This window comes from Novosphingobium rhizosphaerae, assembly GCF_050920675.1.
In the GTDB taxonomy this organism is placed as follows: Bacteria; Pseudomonadota; Alphaproteobacteria; order Sphingomonadales; family Sphingomonadaceae; genus Novosphingobium; species Novosphingobium rhizosphaerae.
This window is the reverse complement of the sequence record NZ_CP137861.1, coordinates 2,106,504-2,127,995: the sequence shown is the minus strand read 5'-3', so window position 1 is coordinate 2,127,995 and position 21,492 is coordinate 2,106,504. Positions and strand designations below refer to the sequence as shown.

The 21,492-nt window shown below is 66.5% G+C and carries 15 protein-coding genes; 6 read left to right on the top strand and 9 right to left on the bottom strand.

Translation table 11 applies throughout. The features are described 5' to 3' along the window. Nucleotides 1-94: 94 nt before the first annotated feature. Complete coding sequence (locus tag R9J51_RS09730; protein ID WP_432787964.1) at nucleotides 95-1,057, bottom strand: SOS response-associated peptidase; 963 nt, start codon at nucleotides 1,055-1,057, stop codon at nucleotides 95-97. A gap of 479 nt (nucleotides 1,058-1,536) precedes the next feature. Beyond that, on the bottom strand, nucleotides 1,537-2,955 hold the full coding sequence (locus tag R9J51_RS09725) for a sulfatase-like hydrolase/transferase (RefSeq protein WP_179504333.1): 1,419 nt from the start codon (nucleotides 2,953-2,955) through the stop codon (nucleotides 1,537-1,539). Between the two features lie 205 nt (nucleotides 2,956-3,160). On the opposite strand from R9J51_RS09725, the gene R9J51_RS09720 reads away from it, so the two are divergent. The 4 genes from R9J51_RS09720 to R9J51_RS09705 all read left to right on the top strand — a co-directional run bounded on the left by R9J51_RS09720 (nucleotide 3,161) and on the right by R9J51_RS09705 (nucleotide 8,873). After that, nucleotides 3,161-3,703 carry a class I SAM-dependent methyltransferase gene (locus R9J51_RS09720; protein WP_168554345.1) on the top strand — a complete coding sequence of 181 codons (543 nt, stop codon included), beginning with the start codon at nucleotides 3,161-3,163 and terminating at the stop codon, nucleotides 3,701-3,703. A 106-nt stretch (nucleotides 3,704-3,809) separates the two neighbouring features. Beyond that, entirely contained in the window at nucleotides 3,810-5,033 is a 1,224-nt protein-coding gene (locus R9J51_RS09715) for an NADP-dependent isocitrate dehydrogenase (RefSeq protein WP_179504332.1), read from the top strand. 126 nt (nucleotides 5,034-5,159) lie between these two features. Beyond that, nucleotides 5,160-6,716, top strand: coding sequence for a DUF1963 domain-containing protein (locus R9J51_RS09710; RefSeq protein ID WP_179504331.1), 1,557 nt, complete (start codon nucleotides 5,160-5,162; stop codon nucleotides 6,714-6,716). A gap of 381 nt (nucleotides 6,717-7,097) precedes the next feature. Further along, the gene (locus tag R9J51_RS09705; protein ID WP_179504330.1) at nucleotides 7,098-8,873 is read left to right on the top strand and encodes a cation:proton antiporter domain-containing protein; all 1,776 of its coding nucleotides are present in this window, start codon (nucleotides 7,098-7,100) and stop codon (nucleotides 8,871-8,873) included. A 72-nt stretch (nucleotides 8,874-8,945) separates the two neighbouring features. Here R9J51_RS09705 and R9J51_RS09700 read toward each other — a convergent pair whose 3' ends face one another. Next, complete coding sequence (locus R9J51_RS09700) at nucleotides 8,946-9,620, bottom strand: outer membrane beta-barrel protein (RefSeq protein ID WP_179504329.1); 675 nt, start codon at nucleotides 9,618-9,620, stop codon at nucleotides 8,946-8,948. A 161-nt stretch (nucleotides 9,621-9,781) separates the two neighbouring features. Between R9J51_RS09700 and R9J51_RS09695 the strand changes: the two genes are divergently transcribed. Both R9J51_RS09695 and R9J51_RS09690 read left to right on the top strand, forming a co-directional pair. Further along, entirely contained in the window at nucleotides 9,782-10,471 is a 690-nt protein-coding gene (locus R9J51_RS09695) for a response regulator transcription factor (protein ID WP_179504328.1), read from the top strand. Then, nucleotides 10,468-11,610: an ATP-binding protein gene (locus tag R9J51_RS09690; protein ID WP_179504327.1), complete on the top strand. Its 1,143-nt coding sequence runs from the start codon at nucleotides 10,468-10,470 to the stop codon at nucleotides 11,608-11,610. The genes R9J51_RS09695 and R9J51_RS09690 overlap by 4 nt, the downstream gene beginning before the upstream one ends. Before the next feature lie 60 nt (nucleotides 11,611-11,670). Here the strand turns inward: R9J51_RS09690 and alaS are convergent, their stop codons facing one another. The 6 genes from alaS to R9J51_RS09660 all read right to left on the bottom strand — a co-directional run bounded on the left by alaS (nucleotide 11,671) and on the right by R9J51_RS09660 (nucleotide 21,448). After that, nucleotides 11,671-14,319, bottom strand: coding sequence for an alanine--tRNA ligase (gene alaS / locus R9J51_RS09685; protein WP_179504326.1), 2,649 nt, complete (start codon nucleotides 14,317-14,319; stop codon nucleotides 11,671-11,673). Nucleotides 14,320-14,383: 64 nt separating this feature from the next. After that, nucleotides 14,384-15,199, bottom strand: coding sequence for a class I SAM-dependent methyltransferase (locus tag R9J51_RS09680; protein ID WP_179504325.1), 816 nt, complete (start codon nucleotides 15,197-15,199; stop codon nucleotides 14,384-14,386). Next, nucleotides 15,196-16,626: a DUF389 domain-containing protein gene (locus tag R9J51_RS09675; protein ID WP_179504324.1), complete on the bottom strand. Its 1,431-nt coding sequence runs from the start codon at nucleotides 16,624-16,626 to the stop codon at nucleotides 15,196-15,198. Before R9J51_RS09675 ends, R9J51_RS09680 begins: the two co-directional genes overlap by 4 nt. A 296-nt stretch (nucleotides 16,627-16,922) precedes the next feature. Further along, nucleotides 16,923-17,993, bottom strand: coding sequence for a recombinase RecA (recA, locus tag R9J51_RS09670; protein ID WP_168554335.1), 1,071 nt, complete (start codon nucleotides 17,991-17,993; stop codon nucleotides 16,923-16,925). A 389-nt stretch (nucleotides 17,994-18,382) separates the two neighbouring features. Beyond that, nucleotides 18,383-20,857 (bottom strand): ATP-binding protein, encoded by a 2,475-nt coding sequence (locus tag R9J51_RS09665; RefSeq protein ID WP_432787963.1) that lies wholly within the window; start codon nucleotides 20,855-20,857, stop codon nucleotides 18,383-18,385. A 45-nt stretch (nucleotides 20,858-20,902) separates the two neighbouring features. After that, nucleotides 20,903-21,448, bottom strand: a complete 546-nt coding sequence (locus R9J51_RS09660; RefSeq protein ID WP_168554334.1) for a DUF2062 domain-containing protein — start codon at nucleotides 21,446-21,448, stop codon at nucleotides 20,903-20,905. Between the last annotated feature and the right edge of the window lie 44 nt (nucleotides 21,449-21,492).

Sequence of the window (21,492 nt, the reverse complement as noted above, 5' to 3'; positions counted from 1 at the left end):
AGCTTCTGCCCGTCATCCACAGGCCACGTTTCGCGAATTTGCGGTCGATCAAGGATCCAATCTGCGCCTGATTCGAATCAAGCGCCAGTCGCTGTCACACGAATTCGCTTTCTAGGCCGCCGTCCTTCCAGAGCACCCGCGTCGCATCCACGACCACATCCGCCGCCGGCCACGGCCGATCGAACCGCGCCAAGCCATCGGCCGGCCCGGTCAGCCATGCGGGCCAATCCTCGCGCGCCAGAATCACCGGCGATCGGTCGTGGATAGAGGCAAGCTCCGGCGCGTTGTCGGTCATCACGCCGGTATAGACCGGCCCCCACTCGTCGCTGTCGCGCCATAGGCCGGCCCAAGCGAAAACCGGCATCGACTTGATCGACAGCCAAGTGGCGGTCATCTCGCCCGACGGTCCCACGGCCTCGGCATAGGACGTGGCCGGGATCAAGCAGCGGTGCTCAGGCCCGGTCCAGCGCCGCCAGAAGCCGCCCAGCTTGTCCATGCGTGCATTGTTGACCGGCTTGGGCTTGAGCGGCTGACCTTTGCGCCCGGTCAGCACGACGGGAAAGCCCCACGTCATCTGGTCGAGCACCAGCGCGCCATCGACCTGACGCACAACCCAGCCAGGATCCTTAGGGTGCACGATCGCAGGCCCGTCGTTGATCTCGCGCCACATCTTGGCACCAAAATGCTGGCGGATGGTTTCGCGCTCGCCTGGCCGATACCTGTTGCACATAAGCCAAGGCTGCGCGCGGCCGGTGGCAGGGTCAAGCATCTCATCGTGCCAGCGGCGCTCGCGAAGCCATTGTGCGGGGCCGAACGCTCGGGGCAACCCCAACTCCCGATGGCAATATTCCAACAAGCTGTGCGCTTGGCTACCCTTGCAATACCAGTCTGCGCCAGGGTTCCCGTGATCCTTGATCGGACCTCCCACTGCATCCAGAAACTCGCGCACATGCCACCGCTGCAGCAGTCCACGTGCTACGAGCCAGTGCAGAGCGATGCGGAGGCCTGGAGTGATCTCGACGATCTGCTCCTGCGCCTCAGCCGCCGCCTCGCTCACGGCCTCGAGCGCGAGGCGTGTTAGTCGGTCCTGGTCGGGCGGGGCGATTCGCATGCCGAAAACGAGAACAGGAAGAGAACAAACGCGTCAAGCTGGCCGCGACGGGACGAGCAGGCTGGGCAGCACGATCAGTGATCACCAGGCCGTGTCTCTCCGGCAATCAGGGCACATGTCGCGCATAGTGCAGCCGGGCGCTTGGTAGGGGCAGTGCCAGGCGAACAGGCGGCGGAGTAGGGAGGAAAGCCTTGCGTGAGTTTTGCGTGAGAATCGCGCAAAAAACGCCGATGTTCCAGGAACGTTCTTAGATCGCGATGAGAACAAATGGCGGTTTTCCGCCATTTCCACACCCAAGCGTTGCGTTGACATCGTAGGGGTCGCAAGTTCAATCCTTGCTACGCCCACCATCGGCAAAACCCCGCTTCGGCGGGGTTTTTTGTTGTTGGTGAAGGGGCGGCCGGGGCCGCCCCTTCCGCCCATGATCAATCCACCGCGATGAAATGATCGGCGAGCTTGGCCGCGGTGAACCCGTGGCTATAGCTTTGCGGATCAAGCGGCAGCATCGTGGCGTTCCACCGGTTCCAGTCCTGCGTCAACGCAGCGAACACATCGGGATGCAGCGCCTTGAGATTGCCGCGCTCCAGCGGGTCGGCTTCCACGTCGAACAGGAAGCTGTTGTCCCCGATCTTCAGGTATTTCCACTTACCCCGGCGCGCGGCCTGCTGGTCGTGCAACTTGTAGCGCCAGTAGAGCGTGCGCTCGGGCAGCGTGCCGCCGGCGATCGCGGCGCGGATGTCGATGCCATCGGGGGCGAACGCCGGATCGGGCGCGCCGCCCGCCGCCGCCACGAAGGTGGGCAGCCAGTCCATCGAGATGATCTGCGCCTCGCTGGTGGTGCCGGGCTTGGCCAGGCCCGGCCAGCGTACGATGGCCGGGATGCGCAAGCCGCCTTCGAGCAGTTCGGTCTTCTTGCCGGTGAACGGCCAGGTATCGGCAAAGCGTTCGCCGCCATTGTCGCTGGTGAACACCACCACGGTGTTGTCTGCCTGGCCGGATTCGGCCAGCGCCTTGAGAATGCGGCCAACCTGCAGGTCAAGCCGCTGTACCATCGCGGCATAGGTCTTCTGGCCGCCGCCATCGAAATGCATCAACGCTTCGGGGTCTTTCGACTGTGCCAGGCGCTTGGATTCGCTGTCGTCATCGGGCGCTTCCCACGGCCAGTGCGGCGCGGTGAAATGCAGGCTGAGCAGCCAGGGCTTGGCAATCCCGGCGTTGCGCTTGACCGCCGCCACGGCATGGTCCCCGATCAGGTCGGTCAGGTATCCGGCCTGTTGCACCGGGGTGGCCCCGTCCCACAGATCCGGCTTTCCGCCCGAATTGGCATGGGTGTAATAGTCCACCGCGCCGCTGCGGATGCCCCAGAATTCGTCATAGCCGCTTTTGAGCGGATCGTAATCGGGCAGGCTGCCCAGATGCCATTTGCCGATCAGGCCGGTGGCATAGCCGGCCTTGCGCAGCAGCGAGGGCAAAGTGGGCTGGCTGGGCGGCAGGCCCACCGCGCGCTGGGCGAGCGGTTCTTCCAGGCCCACCGGCAAGCGATACTGATAGCGCCCGGTGATCAGCGCCACGCGCGTGGCCGTGCACACCGCGCTGTTGGCATAGGCCTGGGTAAAGCGCACGCCCTGCGCTGCCAGCGCATCGATGGCGGGCGTGGCATAGTCGCGCCGGCCATAGCAAGAAACATCGGCATACCCCATGTCATCGGCCATGATATACAGGAAATTCAGCTTCTTGCCCGCTGATGCTCCCGCGGGCGCGGCCAGCGTGGGCGATGCCAGGGCCGCGCCCCCGGCGGCAAGACCGGCCAGGGCAGCGCGGCGGGACAAGCGGGAGGATGACATGGCAAGGCTCCTTGATCGGCAATGGCGAGCGCCAATGCGAGGCTTGGGAAATGGTGGCGGAGAGTTCGGCCGGGCGTGCAACATTGTCTACAAAATTAATTGAGCGCTGCGCATAGCCCGGCTTGGGCGGGTTTCCTCGGCAATTGCGCCACATGCGAGCCAACTGCGCTTGATGTTGCCACGCCAGGCGGGCCACCTGCCCGGGATGAATGATGCCCCCACCGATGCGACACTGGCTTGCCAGCGCCTGTACTGGTCTGCCCTGCAAGACCGGTGGGACCGCCGCACGCGCCAGGCCGCCACCTGGCTGGCGGGTGAACCGGGCGTGGTGGACATCGGCTGCGGACTGATGCCGCTGCGCGATCATCTGCCTGCCGCCACCCGCTATGTGCCGGTGGATATCGTCGATCGCGGCCCGGGCACGGTGCTGACCGATCTCAACGCCGATCCCCTGCCCCCCTTTGCCGAACGCGCCGCCGCCATGTTGGGCGTGGTGGAGTACGTGACCGATCTGCCGCGCCTGTTTGCGCAACTGCGGCAATTCGATCGGGTCGTGCTGTCGTACAACCACGCCTCGGTCCAGGACGTGCTGTGGGCGCTGCACCTGCGTCGCAAGGAAGTGATCTGGTTGCACCGCCACGGCCCCTTGCGCTTTGCCCGCCTGCTCGAAGACGCCGGCTGGCACATCGTGCGGCGCCACAGGGTCCGCGTGGGCGAGGCAATCTATGACCTGCGGGCCGCGCCGTGAAAACCGCAACCCCCGCCAAGAATCACCGGCCCCGTGCTTGCGCCGCGTTCCGCACCTGCTAAGGGGGCGGTAAGTTCAACTCCCCAGGCAAGGCAACAGGACGGCTATGGCGAAGATCAAGGTGAAGAACCCGATCGTCGAGATCGACGGCGACGAGATGACCCGCATCATCTGGGAATGGATCCGCGAACGCCTGATCCTTCCCTACCTCGACCTGGACCTCAAGTATTTCGACCTTTCGGTCGAAAAGCGCGACGAGACCGGCGACCAGATCACCATCGATTCGGCCAACGCCATCAAGCAGTACGGCGTGGGCGTGAAGTGCGCCACGATCACCCCGGACGAAGCCCGCGTGGAAGAATTCGGCCTCAAGAAGATGTGGAAGTCGCCCAACGGCACGATCCGCAACATCCTGGGCGGCGTGGTGTTCCGCGAACCCATCGTGATCCAGAACGTGCCCCGCCTGGTTCCGGGCTGGACCGACCCGATCGTGGTCGGCCGCCATGCCTTTGGCGACCAGTACAAGGCGACCGACACGCTGATCCCCGGCCCCGGCAAGCTGCGTCTGGTGTTCGACGGCGTGAACGGCGAATCGATCGATCTCGACGTGTTCGATTTCCCGTCGGCCGGCGTCGCGATGGCGATGTACAACCTCGACGATTCGATCCGCGATTTCGCCCGTGCCAGCTTCAACTATGGCTTGAACCTGGGCTGGCCGGTCTACCTGTCGACCAAGAACACCATCCTCAAGGCTTATGACGGCCGCTTCAAGGACCTGTTCCAGGAAGTGTTCGACAGCGAAGGCTTCAAGGAAAAGTTCGCCGCCGCCGGCATCGAATACCAGCACCGCCTGATCGACGACATGGTCGCCTCGGCGCTCAAGTGGTCGGGCAAGTTCGTCTGGGCGTGCAAGAACTATGACGGTGACGTGCAGTCCGACACCGTGGCCCAGGGCTTCGGCTCGCTCGGCCTGATGACCTCGGTGCTGATGACGCCCGACGGCAAGACCGTGGAAGCCGAAGCGGCGCACGGCACCGTGACGCGCCACTATCGCCAGCACCAGCAGGGCAAGGCGACCAGCACCAACCCGATCGCATCGATCTTCGCCTGGACGCGCGGCCTGATGTATCGCGGCAAGTTCGACGAAACCCCCGAAGTGGTGCGTTTTGCCGAAACGCTGGAGCGCGTTTGCATCCATACCGTGGAAAGCGGCAAGATGACCAAGGACCTCGCGATCCTCATCGGCCCGGACCAGCCGTGGATGACCACGGAAAAGTTCTTCGAGGCGATCGTCGAGAACCTGGAAAAGGAAATGGCCAGCTGGGCCTGAACCCGCGCCATTTCGCATGAAAAAGAAAGGCTCCGGCTCTCGCCGGGGCCTTTTCTTTTGGGGTGGGAACCGGCTAGCACGAACAGATGCGGTTTCGGGTGACGGAGCTGCGCACAAGGGGGTAGCATGCGGGAATTGGCGGCATTGGCGGGGATCGGGCTGGCCCTGGTGGCAGCGCTCGGCGCGCTTGTGGTGCTGCTGATCATCCGCCGCCGCAAGGCTGCTGCCCTGGCAGAGCCCGAACTGGCCGAGGATGCCCCTGCCCCGATCGTGCGCCGCCGTAGCTTTGGCCCCGGCAGCGCCGTTGCGCAAAGTCAGTCTCCCGCAGCCGATGCGGCACCCGACCTGCCCGCGTTCGTGACCGCCGCCCAGGCCGCCGCCGCGCATGAAGCGGCCACTGCGCCGCCCGCCGCCGAGACCGCCGCGCCTGCACGGTTGCCCGCCACGATTGCCGGCGCGCTGCGCCAAGCGGTGGTGTTTCGCCAGGCCTTTCCCCCCGCGCCCGCCGGCGCACGCAGCTTTTATGGCGGCGTTCCCTTCACCCCCGCCCCGCTCGATTGGCCGCGCTCGCCCCGAACTGGCCTGCCCCTGCATTTCCTGTTGCAGGTGGATTGCGCCGCCGTGGCGCCTCGTGCCCGGCTGGGCGTGCTGCCCGGCAGCGGGGCGCTGTTGTTCTTTGCCGATCTGGCCGCCGCACCAGGCACCGGTCACCCGGCGCACGGGCGCGTGATCTGGCTGGACGAAGCAGACGACGCAACCTGGACCGAGGCCGACCCGCCGGGCGACCTGCCCCCGGCCTATGGCGATACCACGGCGCAAGCCTGGCCCTGGGCGCTCGATGCTGCCGATGCGCCACAGGTTTTGCCGCGCTGGCCCTTTGCCCCGGCGGTGATCGAACTCACCGCCGCCGCCCACGATCCTGCCGCCCCGCCGCTGACCTGGCCCGAAGGCAGCACAACGGCCGATGCCCTGCTGGCCGCGCAGGGCTCGCCCGTTGCGGTCTTTGCGCTGTCCCCCAACGATTTCAACGTGGGGGACGATGGGCTGATGGACCGCCCGTGGCCCGGCTTTCCACACGATTGGCTGGCGATCCAGACGCTGGTGGCCATGCTGTCTCGCGAAGCGGGACGCACGATGCCAGCCGCCGCACGCACGCTGTGGCCCCAGGCGGGCGAAGACGAACGCCGCGCCCTGCTGGCCCGGATCGCAAGCGAATGCGGCGAATGGCACGCGCTTGCCCGCACGAAACCCGCCTTTGCCGACGTGACCGAGCCGGTGCGCCAGGCGTTCTGGGAATGGTTTTCCGGGTATGCCCCGCTCGCCCGGCTCGTTGCGCCGCGCGGGTGCGTGACGGCGGTGGAAACCACGCTGCATGCCTTGCCCGGCAGCACGGCTCCGTTCCCGGACGAACTGGTGGCAAGGCTGGCCTATCGCCACGCCCTGGCCGTGCGCACCGCCGCACGGGTGCACGCCCGCGTACCCGATCGCCTGCTGGCCGCGCCGTCGGAAACCGAGAGCGACCAGTCCGACCGCACCGGCCGCGAGTTGCTGCTTCTGGAACTGTCCGCCGATGAAGCCTTGGGTCATCACCTGGGAGACCACGTGCTGCAATTCTGGATAGCCCCGGACGATCTTGCCGAGCGCCGGTTCGAGACCGCCGAAATGATCGCACCGGCTGTCTAGGTCGTGAACTCATAAATGGCGCCCCCGAGGTTTGAGGCCAAAGGCCCCGTCGCGAGGAGAAAGCGCGCAGGAATATCTTACATATTTCAAGTGCTTTCGACGCTGCGAAGGGGCCTTTGGGTCAAATCCCGAAGGGACGCCAAAATGGCTTCCATCTCAGCCCAAAGTGCCCTTGCAAAGGCTACCAGCCTTCACGGCGGGCACTTTGGCCCGATATGTTCGCCATTTTGGCGCCTCGGGGGCGCCATTTATGAGTTCACGACCTAGGCCGAGAAAATTTCACCGCCTTGATCCGGATCGGCGGCATTCTTTTGCCCCAGTCACACAATCTTACGTGAGCCGGGGGTGGCCAAGCGCGACCATAACCCCTAGCCTGGGCCGATGGCAGGCCAGTTCGCATCCACGTCCGCCCTGTCCGATGCCCTGGTGATCCTGGGCGCGGCGGGTATCGTCATTCCCGCCTTTGCGCGGTTCCGCATTACGCCGATCATCGGCTTCATTCTCGTCGGGCTGCTCGTGGGCCCCTATGGCCTGGGTTCGCTGGCGCAGGCCGTGCCCTGGCTCCATTACGTCACGATATCCAATCCCCACGCGATAGAGCCCTTTGCCGAATTCGGCATTATCCTGCTGCTGTTCGAGATCGGGCTGGAACTCTCGTTCAATCGCCTCTGGTCGATGCGCCGGCTGGTGTTGGGCCTGGGCGCGATGGAACTGGTCGGTTCGGCGCTGCTGGTCGGGCTGGGGCTGATGCTGCTGGGCCAGCCAGTGGCCGGTGCACTGGGCCTGGGCCTGGCGCTCGCCCTCTCGTCCACCGCGCTGGTGCTGCCAATTTCCGGCACGCAGGGCCCGGTGGGCCGCGCCGCGCTTTCCATGCTGCTGTTCGAAGACATCGCGCTGGTGCCGATCATCTTCCTGCTGGGCGCCATGGCCCCGGTGGCAGCGGCCAACGCGCCAAGCATGGTCGAAACGCTGTGGAAGGGCGGCGCGGTCATCATTGCGCTGCTGGTGTTCGGCCGCTTTGGCCTGCCGCCGCTGTTCGCCCAGGCGGCGAAGACCAAGAGCCCGGAACTGTTCCTGGCCGCCAGCCTGCTGGTGGTGATCGTTGCCTCGCTCGCCACCGGGGCGGCCGGCCTGTCGCCGATCATGGGCGCCCTTCTCGCCGGGCTGCTGATCGCCGAAACCGAATACCATGGCGAGGTGGAAGCAATCACCAAGCCGTTCAAGGGCCTGGCCCTGGGCGTGTTCCTGATCACGGTGGGCATGGGGATCGACTTGCGCGTGCTGGTGGCCAATTTCTGGCCGCTGGCGCTCGGCGTGGCCGGCGTGGTGGTGGCCAAGGCGCTCGTTACCGGGCTGCTGCTGCTGTTCTGGGGCAAGGAGCGTTCCACCGCGCTGGAAACCGGCATCCTGATGTCCAGCCCTTCGGAAACCACGCTGATCGTGCTGGGCACGGCGGCCCAGGCCCAGTTGATCCAGCCGGCCACCGCGCAATTCTGGCAAATCGTCACCGCCATCGGCCTCACCATCACGCCGCTTTTGGCCAAAGTGGGCCAGGTTGGCGCGGGCCGCGTGCGCAACCGCGTGCGCCCGGACGAGGTTGCCGTGGACGAACCCGAGGGCAATCGCACCGTGATCCTGGGCTTTGGCCGCGTCGGCCGGCTGATCGGCGAAATGCTGACCGAACATGGCCGCCCATACCTCGCGCTCGATGCCGAACCGGCGGTGGTGCGCGCCGCGCGGTCGGCCGGGCTGCCGGTGCTGTTCGGAAATATCGACAGCGCATCCGTGATCGAACGACTGAACCTGGCCGAGGCCAGCGCAGTGATCGTGACGATGGACGAACCGGTGCTGGCCCTGCGCATCGTGCGCAAGCTGCGCAGCCTGGCGCCGGATGTACCGATCATCGTGCGTGCGCGCGATGCCGGCCATGCCGCCCAGCTCTATCGCGCCGGGGCCAGCCATGCCGTGCCCGAAACGCTGGAAAGTTCGCTCCAACTTTCGGAAGCGGTACTGGTAGATCTGGGCGTGCCGATGGGCCCGGTGATCGCCTCGATCCATGAAAAGCGCGACCAGTTTCGCCAACAGATCATGGCCGAAGGCGAACTGGCCACTCCACCCCGCCTCAAGGCCAGCCGGCTGCGCGATCGCCCCGCCTGATCGGCTTGGCTGCGCGCGCGCGCAGCGGGCGGCAACGCCGATCGGCGCGCCACCCCGCCAATCTGCCCGCGATCAGAAGCGATAACGCAGGCCCACGGTGCCGGAAATGCCATTGAGTTGCGGCGCGAACTGCGTGGCGACGCCATCGCTTTGGCCGTCGAACGTCAGGCTGCTGACACGGGTGTAGCGCGCGCCGACTTCGACCGTCGCCTTGCGCGACACCTTGATGCCCAGGCCCGCATCGGCATGCCACAGGAAGCCCCAGTCCTTGCCGGAATAGCTGCTGCCCGCGCCGGTCACGGCATCCACGCGCGAAAGATCGGCATCGACCCGCGCTACACCCACGCCACCGCCGACATAGGGCACGAAAACGCGGCCGAGCGGAATATCGACATAGCCGTTCACGCTCATCGTGAACATCTTGGCGCGGCCATCGGCCAGGAACCCGCCGGCCTCGGCGCGATCGCGGTTGAGCTTGAGATCGGTGTAGCCGATGGTCTGTTCCAGGCGGAACATGCCGAAATCATAACCACCGCCGATTTCGCCGGTCACGCCGGTGCGATACTTGGTGTTGTCGTCGATCGTGACATTGGGCAGGCCATTGCGATCGAGCTTCTGATCGGGCTGGATCACGCCGCCGGCGCGCGCCACGGCATAGATCCCCTTTTCGGCGTCTTGCGCGTGGGCCTTGGTGGCCCAAGGCGCGGAAACCATGGCCAGGGCAGCAAGATGGTGAGGACGGAACATATGCGCTTCCTTGTGCATCGCCGGCAGGGGGCGCCGGCTCCGCCACGGCAGTTAGCCCGGCGCGATCAAGGGCCGATGGGCAAGCGATCAAGAAACGATCGAGGCGCTCTCGACCATTTCTCAACACTGCCGTGCCATGGATCGGGTGAAGAGGCACACCGATGACCGACCGCATCCTGATCGTGGAAGACGAGCGCGAGATTGCAGAAATCCTCACGCTGTACGTGGAAAATGCCGGATTCGCCGTGGCCCGCGCCACCAGCTACCAAGAGGCGGTGCGCCAGCATGCGCAATTTGCCCCCGATCTCGTCCTGCTCGACATCGGCTTGCCCGGCGGCGACGGGCTCGACGTGCTCAGTTCGGTCCGCCGCCGGGTGGATACGCCGGTGATCATGGTCACGGCGGTGGACGATGAAGTCACCAAGCTGTCGTCCTTGCGGATCGGCGCGGACGACTACGTGGTCAAGCCGTTCAACCCGTCCGAAGTGGTGGAGCGCATCCGCGCCGTGCTGCGCCGCACGCGGGGCGGCCGCTTGCGCCGCCTATTTGCGGCAGGCCCGGTGGAAATCGACCTGGATGCCCGCACCGCCAGTTGCGGCCCGGCCGAGAACCGCCAACGCCTGCCGCTTACGCCCAGCGAATTCGGCATCCTGGCCCATCTGGCCGCGCATCCGCGCCGGGCCTTCTCGCGCGCGGAACTGCTGGAGGCGATTTCGCCCGACAGCGACGCCTATGACCGGGTGGTGGACAGCCACGTTTCCAACTTGCGCCAGAAGCTGATGATGGCCGGTTGCCCCGACATCATCGAGCCCGTGCGCGGCATCGGATATCGGCTGTGGGCCGAGCGTTGAACAGCATCGTCGCGCGGTTGATCGCGCTGGCCGGGGTGATGATCGCCATCACCATGGCGGTGGGGCTGATCGCCTATTACGGCGCAGCTTACTTTCATCTGCAGGTGATGATGAAGCACATGCCGCCCGAAGCGCGGCAGGAACTGGCCGGCCTGATCGCCCATGGCCAGCAGGCCAGCCCACGCTATTTCGCGCTGTTCGAACGCTATGGCAGCGGCGCACTCGATATCAGCGATGCCGGCTTCATCCTGGCCATCGGCATCACGTCGATCGTGGCCGGCGGCACGGTTGCGGTTCTCCTGGCACGGCGGATCAGCCAACCGATCATCGCCGTGGCCGAGGCGGCCGCAGCCGTGGCAGCCGGCGATCGCTCGGTTCGGGTCGCCAAGGGGCGGGTTTCGGGCGAAGTGGGCACCTTGATCGACAGCTTCAACCGCATGGCTTCCGACATCGAGGCCTATGAGCGCGAGCGCACGGTGTTCACCGCCGGCGTCACGCACGAGTTGCGCACGCCGCTGACCATCCTCAAGGGACGGCTGCATGGCATTGCCGATGGCATGGTGCCCGCTTCCGCGGCAGAAGCCGATCGGTTGCTGCGCCAAGTGGAGCACCTGGGACGGATCGTGGAGGACTTGAAAACCCTGGCCCATGCCGATGCCGGCGAACTGGCGCTGGATCGGCGCAACCTGATGGTGGACGACGTGCTGCGCGTGTGCGTGACCGACCTGCGCGGCAGCGCCGTGGCCGCCGAGGTGGAATTTGCCGAACACTATGCCGGGGGCAAAGTGCATGGCGATGCCGTGCGGCTCAGCCAGATTTTCCTCAACCTGCTGACCAATGCCATCAAGCATGCGCCGGTGGGCAGCCGTATCCAGGTGAGCAGCCGCACCGACGGGCACCGGGCCATCATCGAAGTGATCGATGCAGGGGGCGGGTTTGCCCCGCAGGATGCCCAGCGCCTGTTCATGCCGTTCTGGCGATCGCGCGCCGACAAGGTGGCGGGCCGGCCGGGCAGCGGGCTCGGCCTCGCCCTCGCAGAAAAACTGGCGGAGGCGCACGGCGGGCGCATTGTGGCGAGCAACCGTCAGGATCGATCTGGCGCGATCTTTCGGGTGGAACTGCCATTGGCCCAGGCCTGACCAGCAAAAAGGGCCGGCGCGCGCGCACCGGCCCTTTTTAATCCTGCCTTGCCTTGCCGATCAGCGGGCCAGCACGGCCTTGGCTGCGGCCAGGGCATCGGCCGCCTTGCTGCCATCGGGGCCGCCGCCCTGGGCCATGTCGGGACGGCCACCGCCGCCCTTGCCGCCCAGCGCTTCCACGCCCGCGCGCACCAGATCGACGGCGCTGACTTTGCCAGCGAGGTCTTCGGTCACCGCGGCTGCGATGGCGGCGCGGCCTTCGTTGACGGCCACGATCACCGCGACACCCGAGCCCAGGCGCTGCTTGGCCTGGTCGAGAAGGCCGCGCAGTTCCTTGGGATCAAGGCCTTCCAGCACCTGCCCGGAAAACTTCGTGCCGGCCACGTCTTCGTCGGCCGTCTCGGCCTTGGCGCCGCCGCCGCCCAGGGCCAGGGCCTTCTTGGCTTCGGCCAGTTCGCGTTCCAGCTTGCGGCGTTCGTCGATGAGGGCGGCCACGCGGGCTTCCACTTCATCGGGCGTGGTGCGCAGCAGGCTGGCGGTGTGCTTGAGCGCGTCTTCGCGGCCGATCAGCCACTGCCGCGCGCCTTCGCCGGTGAGCGCCTCGATCCGGCGCACGCCCGAGGATACCGCGCTTTCGCCCACGATGCGGAACACGCCGATGTCCCCCAGCGCACGCACGTGTGTGCCGCCGCACAGTTCCACCGAATAGACTTTGTCGGTGGTGTGGCGGCCCATCGAGAGCACACGCACTTCATCGCCATACTTTTCGCCGAACAGCGCCATGGCGCCGGCCGCGATGGCATCGTCGGGCGTCATCAGGCGCGTCGTCACCGGCTCGTTGGCGCGAATTTCCGCGTTCACTTCGGCCTCGATCGCGGTGATGTCGTCGGCGGTCAGCGCGGTGGGATGCGAAAAGTCGAAGCGCAGGCGATCGGGCGCGACGAGCGAGCCCTTCTGCGTGACATGCCCGCCCAGGCGGTTGCGCAGCGCCTGGTGCAGCAGGTGCGTGGCCGAATGGTTGGCACGCGTGGCATCGCGGCGCGCGACATCGACGACCAGTTGCACGGCATCACCCACCTTGATCGTGCCCGCATCCACCACGGCCTGGTGCGCATGGAGGCGGCCAAGCGGCTTGGCGGTGTCGGTCACGGTGATCTTGAGGCCATCAGCGCCGGCAATCGTGCCGGTATCGCCCATCTGGCCACCGCTTTCGCCATAGAACGGCGTCTGGTTGGTCAGCACGGTCACGCTGTCGCCTGCCTGGGCCACCTGCACTTCCGCGCCGTCCTTGACCAGCGCAACCACCACGCCTTCGCCGCTGGTGGCGGTGTAGCCGGTGAATTCCGTCGCGCCTTCGCGCTCGGCAATGTCGAACCACACTTCGCTCGATGCAGCGTCGCCCGACCCCTTCCACGCGGCGCGGGCGGCAGCTTTCTGCTGCGCCATGGCGGCATCGAAACCGGCGCGGTCCACGCTCACGCCACGGGCGCGCAGGGCGTCTTCGGTGAGGTCATAGGGGAAGCCGAACGTGTCGTAGAGGCGGAACGCGGTTTCGCCCGGCAGCTTGTCACCCTCGCCCAGCCCGGCCGAGGCTTCGTCGAGCAGGCGCAAGCCGTTGGACAGGGTCTGGCGGAAACGGGTTTCCTCGCGCTGCAGCACTTCCTCGATCAGCGGCTGCGCGCGGCCGAGTTCGGGATAGGCCTGGCCCATTTCCGTAACCAGCGAGCCCACCAGGCGGTGCATCAGCGGATCCTTGGCGCCCAGCAGATGGGCGTGGCGCATGGCGCGGCGCATGATCCGGCGCAGCACATAGCCGCGCCCTTCGTTCGAGGGCAGCACGCCATCGGCCAGCAGGAAGCTGGACGAGCGCAGATGATCGGCGATCACGCGGTGGCTGGCAGTGTGCTCGCCGCTGGCCTTGACGCCGGTCAGGCTTTCCGAAGCGGCGATCAGCGCGCGGAACGTATCGGTGTCATAGTTGTCGTGCTCACCCTGGAGCACGGCAGCGATGCGTTCCAGGCCCATGCCGGTGTCGATCGAGGGCTTGGGCAGATTGCCGACGATTTCGCCGGCCGCCTGCTCGAACTGCATGAACACCAGGTTCCAGATCTCGATGAAGCGATCGCCGTCCTCGTCCGGGCTGCCGGGAGGGCCACCGGGAATATGCGCGCCGTGATCGTAGAAGATTTCCGAGCACGGGCCGCATGGGCCATCGTCGCCCATGGCCCAGAAATTGTCCTTGGTGGCGATGCGGATGATCTTGTCATCGCTCAAGCCGGCAATCTTGCGCCACAGCGCGGCAGCGTCTTCGTCGGTGTGATAGACCGTCACCAGCAGCTTTTCAGCCGGGATGCCCCACACCTTGGTCAGCAGGGTCCAGGCGTTGGTGATCGCCTGTTCCTTGAAGTAATCGCCGAACGAGAAATTGCCCAGCATTTCGAAGAACGTGTGGTGCCGCGCGGTATAGCCCACGTTGTCCAGATCGTTGTGCTTGCCCCCGGCGCGCACGCACTTCTGCGAAGATGTGGCGCGGGGAATGGCGCGCGTTTCCAGGCCCGTGAAGACGTTCTTGAACGGGACCATGCCCGCATTGGTGAACATCAGCGTCGGGTCGTTATACGGAACGAGCGGCGCGGACGGCACCACTTCGTGGCCTTGGGAGCCGAAGTATTCCAGGAAGGACCGGCGGATTTCGTTCGTCGAAGTCATGACCCGCCGATTAGGCGAGGCGCGGCTGCGGAACAAGCGGGATTCATCGCTAACCGTGATCGCTTTACGCTTTCGTGGCGGTAACGATCCAGGCGGCAGCGGCGAAGGATACTTCGTCGTTCCGATGATGCGCGGCAATCACCTGGCGCAGCCGGTGTTCGATACCGGCGCGATCGGCCTCTGCCGCCTGGCGCAGGGCAGAGGCCGCCGGGCCGATGCGCCGGAACAGGGCCAGCGCCTGTGCTTCTGCATCGGCGCCTTCCCCGGCACGATAGCGGAAATCGTGGGGCGTGAATGCCAGGTCGGTCCATCCGGCCAGCATCGTGCGGACATGATCGGGATCGGCAAAGGCAAATGGGCCAGGAGCGCGGGGATCGGGCAGGCTGGCCGGCGGCGGCGCAAGGCCGGCCATCGTGCTGGCCCAGGCATTGTGTGCCGGCGCACGGAAGCAGGAAAAGACCAGCCGCGCACCCGGCGCGGCGGAAGCGGCCAACTGGCGAAACGCGGCCGGCGGATCGGCAAAGAACATCACCCCGTGGCGCGAGACCAGCAGATCGGGCACGAACGCGGGATCGGACCAGGCCCCGGCATCGGCCAGATCGAACCGGGCATTGGCGCAGCCCTGCCCGCGTTGCCGGGCTGCCTCGACCAGATCAGCCGAGACATCGATGCCGCGCACCTGCGCGGCCGGGCGCGCCTGCGCCACGGCGAGCGAGAGTTCCCCCGCGCCGCAGCCGATATCCAGGATGCGGGCACCCGGTTGCGCGGCGATGGCGGCCAGAAGCACCGGCGTCAGCGCGCAGAACGAGCGATCGGTACGCTGCCACTCTTCGGCCCAGGCACGGCCGACGCCACCCTGCCAATCGCTTGTCCCGGTCATCGTTGCCTGTCTTCCTGCGGTTGGCCCCATGCCAGGCGGAGCGGACCGCCAGCGTCCCCTTCATCGGCCCTGGCCGCGTTTTCGGCAAGGGCAGCGGCCACGGCCTGCCGCTGGCGCGCGGTGCCGCCGCGCACGCTGAGCGCAAGGCCCCGGCGCTGAGCGGCCCAGGCGGCAGCATCCAGCGCGGCGGGATCGATCACGCCGTCAACCGGGACGATGGCTGGCAACGGTGCATCCGCTGGGGGCACGAGGTGCGCCGTCCAGCCCGGTTCGGGCGCGGTCGCGCGCTGTTCCAGCATGCGGTAGCCGGCCATGCTCAGCCCCGGAAGCGGCGCGGCGGCGACGGTCAGCGTGCGGGTGGCGCGATCGACGCTCACCACATCGGGCGCCGCCCCGGCCACTTGCGCCAGGCGCGCCACGGCCGCGTTCAATCCGTCGCCATAGGCCCCATCGCCATCGGCGGCGTGGGCGATCTGCGCCGCTTCGGCCGCGCCCACTTCCTGCGCCGTGCGCAATTGATCGACATGGATATCGACCGGCTGCACCAGCCGCGCCCGCAAGTCATCGGCAAGATGGCCATCGGCCGTCGGATCGACCGTGGGGGTGAGGATCATGGCACGCACGCGGATTGGCCGGGCGCTGTAATCGATGTCCAACTGGCCAAGGCGGGCGCTGTCGGGAAAGCGTTCGCGAATGGTGTCGCGCACCTGGCGCTGGACCAGCGATTCGAACGCGATCTGCCGCAAGCCCGCACCGAGCGGCACGGACAGCAGGCCAAGGGCGGCCAGAAACATCGTGAGTTGCAGGCCGGTGTGGTGGGGCGAAAGGTGGCTGCCGAACCCATGGACGCGGGCAACCAGCGCGGCGGTCAATGCGATGGTCACGGCGTTGGTCACGAACAGCAGCAGCGCCCCGCCCCACACCGTGGCGTTCCCGGTGGCAAGGCCAAAGCCCACGACCACCAACGGCGGCATCAGGGCAATGGCAATGGCCACGCCCACCACCGCGCCGCCCCGCCCGCGGATCAGGGCATAGGCACCCGCCACGGCAGACAGCAGCGCCACCAGCAGATCGAACAGGGTGGGATGGGTGCGGCCGGCAATCTCGGTGGTGATGGTCTGGATCGGGGAGAGGCGGACGAGCACGATGGACAGCACCACGGCGATCACCGATCCGGCCCCCAGCGCAAAGGCGGAACGGCGCATTTCGGCAAAATCCAGGGTGGCGATGCCAAAGCCCAGGCCAATGATCGGCATCATCAGCGGCGACAGCAGCATGGCACCGATCAGCACCGCCACCGACGGCATCAGCAGGCCAAGCAGTGAGAGCATCGCCGAAATCACGATCAGGAAGGCATAGCGGCCCGACCATCCCGAATCCTCGACCACCTGCCGCAGCGTGGCATCATGATCGACGCCGTCCGTCATCCAGGCCGCCCAGCGCGCGCGCCAACCCCCTGCGTTCAGGACGGGCTGTGGTGTCGTGTCTGTATGGATCGAAATGCCGTGCCTCCATGGTGGTGAAGCGGACCAAGGCTTTGCTGCCGTGCGATTTTTCGACGGAGCCGGTTCCCACTGTGCCTCATCGCGCTTTAAACGCGCCAGGCGGGCAGCGCAAACGCCGGGAAACAAAACGTAATCGGCGCGCCGCCCGCAATGGGTGGCGCGCCGATCAGGATATCGGGTGAAAGGCCAGCAGGCGCGCCGGGCGCCTGCCGCGCCGATCAGTTGTCGTCGTCGGCGTCAGGGCCGGCCATCAGGCCTTCGGCCACCTGCTCGGTGCGGGCGCGGATCGCGGCTTCCAGCCGATCGCGCAGCTCGCCGTTTTCGCGCAGGAAGTTCTTGGCGTTTTCACGGCCCTGGCCAATGCGCACGGAATCATAGCTGAACCATGCGCCCGACTTTTCCACCAGGCCGGCCTTCACCCCCAGATCGAGGATTTCCCCGATCTTGGAAATGCCTTCGCCATACATGATGTCGAACTCCACCTGCTTGAACGGCGGGGCGACCTTGTTCTTGACCACCTTCACGCGGGTGGTGTTGCCGGTGATTTCGTCACGATCCTTGATCTGGCCGGTGCGGCGGATGTCGAGACGGACCGAGGCATAGAACTTGAGCGCGTTGCCGCCGGTGGTGGTTTCCGGGTTGCCGTACATCACGCCGATCTTCATGCGCACCTGGTTGATGAAGATCACCATGCAGCGCGAACGGCTGATCGAGCCGGTCAGCTTGCGCAGCGCCTGGCTCATCAATCGGGCCTGAAGGCCGACATGGCTATCGCCCATTTCGCCTTCGATTTCGGCGCGGGGGACCAGCGCGGCCACCGAGTCCACCACCAGGATGTCGATCGCGTTGGAACGGACCAGCGTATCGACGATTTCCAGCGCCTGCTCACCCGTGTCGGGCTGCGAGACGATCAGTTCGTCGATGTTGACGCCCAGCTTCTTGGCATAGACCGGATCAAGCGCGTGTTCGGCATCGACGAAGGCAGCGGTGCCACCGGTCTTCTGCGCCTCGGCAATGGCGTGCAGCGCCAGCGTGGTCTTGCCCGAGCTTTCCGGACCATAGATTTCGATGATGCGGCCGCGCGGCAGGCCGCCGATGCCCAGCGCAATATCAAGCCCGAGCGAGCCGGTGGAAACAGCCTCCACCTGCATCGTCTCTTTCGAGCCCAGCTTCATCACCGAGCCCTTGCCGAATGCGCGGTCGATCTGGGCCAGCGCGGCGTCTAGCGCCTTCTGACGATCCATGTCCTTTTCTTTGCCTTCCTGAATGAGCTTGAGCTGCGCCGCCATGGCTGCTTCCCCTTGCCTAGAGATGGCTGACACGAACCGTCAACACGCAGAACAATGTACTCACTCTGTTCCATAGGAACAAGAGGGGAACATAAATTTCACTCCAGACTGGCGACAATTCCTGCCGTCGCTTGGAATCATGGGGATTTCCGGGCCTGTTTGCAAGCTGAAGCGGGCCGCAACAGACGCGAAATCATGGTCTTTTGCGAATATCGGGAAATGCTTCCATCGTGGCAGGATTGGCGACTCAGGGTGGCTTTGTTCCTTGCCCCCTTCGTCAGGCCTGCGGCCTGCCACGCTCCCCCAGCAGGGGGTGGACCTGCTTGATCTTCCCTGTCCCGCAGCGATGGGAACGGGGAACGCCCGCGTGGCGGGTGGTGGAGGGGCAATCAGCCGCCGCGCAGCACCTGTTCCACCGCCGCCACGATCTGCGCCACGGAAAACGGCTTGGCCAGGAAATGCATGTTGGGAATGTCGATCTCGCGGCGGAGCTGTTCCTCGGCATAGCCGGACATGAACAGCACGGGCAGATCGGGTTTCACCCGGCGAATCTCACGCGCCATGGCGGGCCCGTCCATCGAAGGCATGACGACGTCGGACACCACGAGGTCGATGTCGTTGCCCGCGGCCATGATGCGGGCGAGTGCTTCCAGCCCGTCTTCGCCATCGGCGGCAGTGGTCACTTCATAGCCCTGGCGCACCAGGGCCCGTTCGGCCACGGCGCGCACGGTGTCTTCATCTTCCACCAGCAGCACGCGCCCGCCGCCGGTCCACTCCGTGCGGCGCGTTTCGGCCTTGGGCCGCGCGGCTTCGGCCGCCTCGGCCGGATCGGGCACGTGGACGGGCAGGTAGATGGTAAAGCGCGTGCCCTTGCCCACCTCGCTATCGGCAAAGATGAACCCGCCCGATTGCTTGACGATGCCATAGACGGTGGACAGGCCAAGGCCCGTGCCCTTGCCCTTTTCCTTGGTGGTGAAGAACGGTTCGAAAATCTTGCCGATCTGCGAAGGCTTGATGCCGTGCCCGGTGTCTTCCACGACCAGCGCGGTGTAATCCGCGATCGGGAGGATTTCGCTTTTCATCGCGCGCACGTCATTCGCGGTGACGCGGCGCGTGGCGATGCGCAGCGTGCCGCCAGCCTTGGTATCGGTGCCATTGGCGGTCATTGCGTCGCGCGCGTTCACCGCCAGGTTGAGCAGCACCTGCTCCAGTTGCACCGGATCGGCGCGCACCAGGCCCAGATCGCGGTCGTGCGTCACGTCGAGCTGGATCTTCTCGCCCAGCAGGCGCTTCAACAGCGTGGAAACCTCGGCCACCACATCGGGCAGTTGCAGCACTTCGGGGCGCAGCGTCTGCTGGCGCGAGAACGCCAGCAATTGCCGGGTGAGCGAGGCGGCACGGTTGGAATTGGCCTTGATCTGCTGGATATCGTCGTAATCGCTGTCACCGGGCGTGTGGCGCATCAGGATCAAGTCGCAATAGCCGATGATCGCGGTGAGCACGTTGTTGAAATCGTGCGCCACGCCCCCGGCCAGCTGGCCCACGGCCTGCATCTTGGTCGCCTGGGCGATCTCGCGCTTGAGGCGGGCTTCCTCGGTCGAATCCTTGAGGGACAGCAGCACCGCCCCCTCACCCATGCCGCGCACACCAGCCAGGCTGAGCGAGACCGGCTCTTCGGGCGAAGCCCGGAGCCGCACGGCCACGTCTCCGGCCGTGGGCGCGCCCTGGGTATAGCGGCGCACGGCATCGGCCAGGGCGCCCTTGTCTTCGCGGATCACCAGGTCGGACGGATAGGGCGGCGGGACGGTATCGTCGTGGCCCGCGGCGCGCAGGAAAGCACGGTTGGCAAAGAGAAAACGGCCATCGCGGTCGGTCATCGCCAGGCCGAGCGGCAGGCGCGAAAGCAGCGCCTCGATCTGTGGAAGCCCCGCGCGCGCATCACCGAGCGCGCCATCGTTGTCGATGATCAGGAACAGCGAGGGCACCCGTGCCGGATCGGAAATGGCCCCGGTGCCTGCCACGCCATCGGGATCGACAACCGGCACATGGACAAAACGCACCGGCATGCCCCGCGCGCCTTCGCGGGCATAGAAGATGCGCTCGCTATCATCGGCGCGGAACCAGGAAACGAAATCGCTGCCGACAACGGCGCTGCCCTCGCCATTGGCGCGGGCGGCAAAGGCGGTGTTGGCCGCCCGCACCCGCCCATCGGGCATGACCACGGCGGCCTGGATACCCTCGCGCGCCAGCGCGCGGCCGAGCTTGCCCGCGACATGACCGGCCATGTCGGCCACCAGATCGGCCTGCGCCAGCGGCACGAAACGGCAGACGAGGTGATCCTGTCCGCGCCCGGCGCGCAGCAGGTCTACCCGCCAGCGCCCCTTGGGCGAGGCAACCTGGTCCAGATGCGCCCGGCCATCGCGCCATGCGGCCCGCACCGCGCCATCGAGTGCATCGGCGTCTTGCCCATCGAGCGGCACGCGCGGGGGCGCGGCATGGCCAAACCATTGGGCAAAGCGGCTGTTGGCGCAAGCGAGGCGCCCGGCCCGGTCGATGATCGCCAGCGCTTCGTCAGGCCGTTCGATCGCCGTGAAAGTGACCGACCAATCGGGCGCCGCCAAGGCGGCATCGGCCCGTTGGGGCACGAACCGCACGACCAGCCGCGCCGCCAGAACCAGCGCACCAAGGCCGACGAGATAGGCCAGCGCGAGAACCGCATCGCCCGCGACCAGCCACAGCACCAGAGCGCCGAGCGCCGCTGCCGCGGCCACCGCAATGGCATCGCGTCGCCAGGCCGGGCCTGCACCCGCCTGCGTGGCCGAGCGGTCGCTCTCCCCCTCGATGTCGCCCGCTGCGGCCGGCACGCTCGCTCCCTTCACCCCTGCAGGCGGCAAAGCCCGCCCACTTCATCAATGCCCGGCGCGCATGGCCAAGCGCGTGCGCCGCTTGTGCACCGTCCACCAGCGCCAGGCAAACGCCGCGATGACATAGCCCAGCGCGGCAGCCACCACCGAGATCACGAACAGGCCAAACACCAGCGCGGGGGCCGCATCGGACAGCAGCCAGCCCGTCCATTCCGAAAGGCTGGCGCCGCGTTCGAACAGCCCCATGAACGTGGCGACATCGGCGTGGAAGCCAAACCAGTTGCCTAGCGCGAGCGAGGCGGCAATGAACAGCGGCGTTGTCGCCGGATTGGAGAGGAACGTCATCCCTGCAGCAATCGGGATATTGCCGCGAAACGGCAGGCACATGGCCGCAGCACCCGCGATCTGCACCCCCGGGATCATCGCGAAGATGCCCACCAGCAGGCCGATCGCCACGCCGCGCGGCACCGAGCGGCGGGTGAAGCGCCACAGTTCCGCCCGCGCCGCAAGCGGCCCGGTAAAGCGGTTGCGCTCCATCTGCTCGCGCGTGGGCATCGAGGAGCGGACCATCGTGGCTATCTTCTGATGCATCGAAACGGCAGTTCCTGGTGGTTGTGGCAGCAATGGTGGCGGCC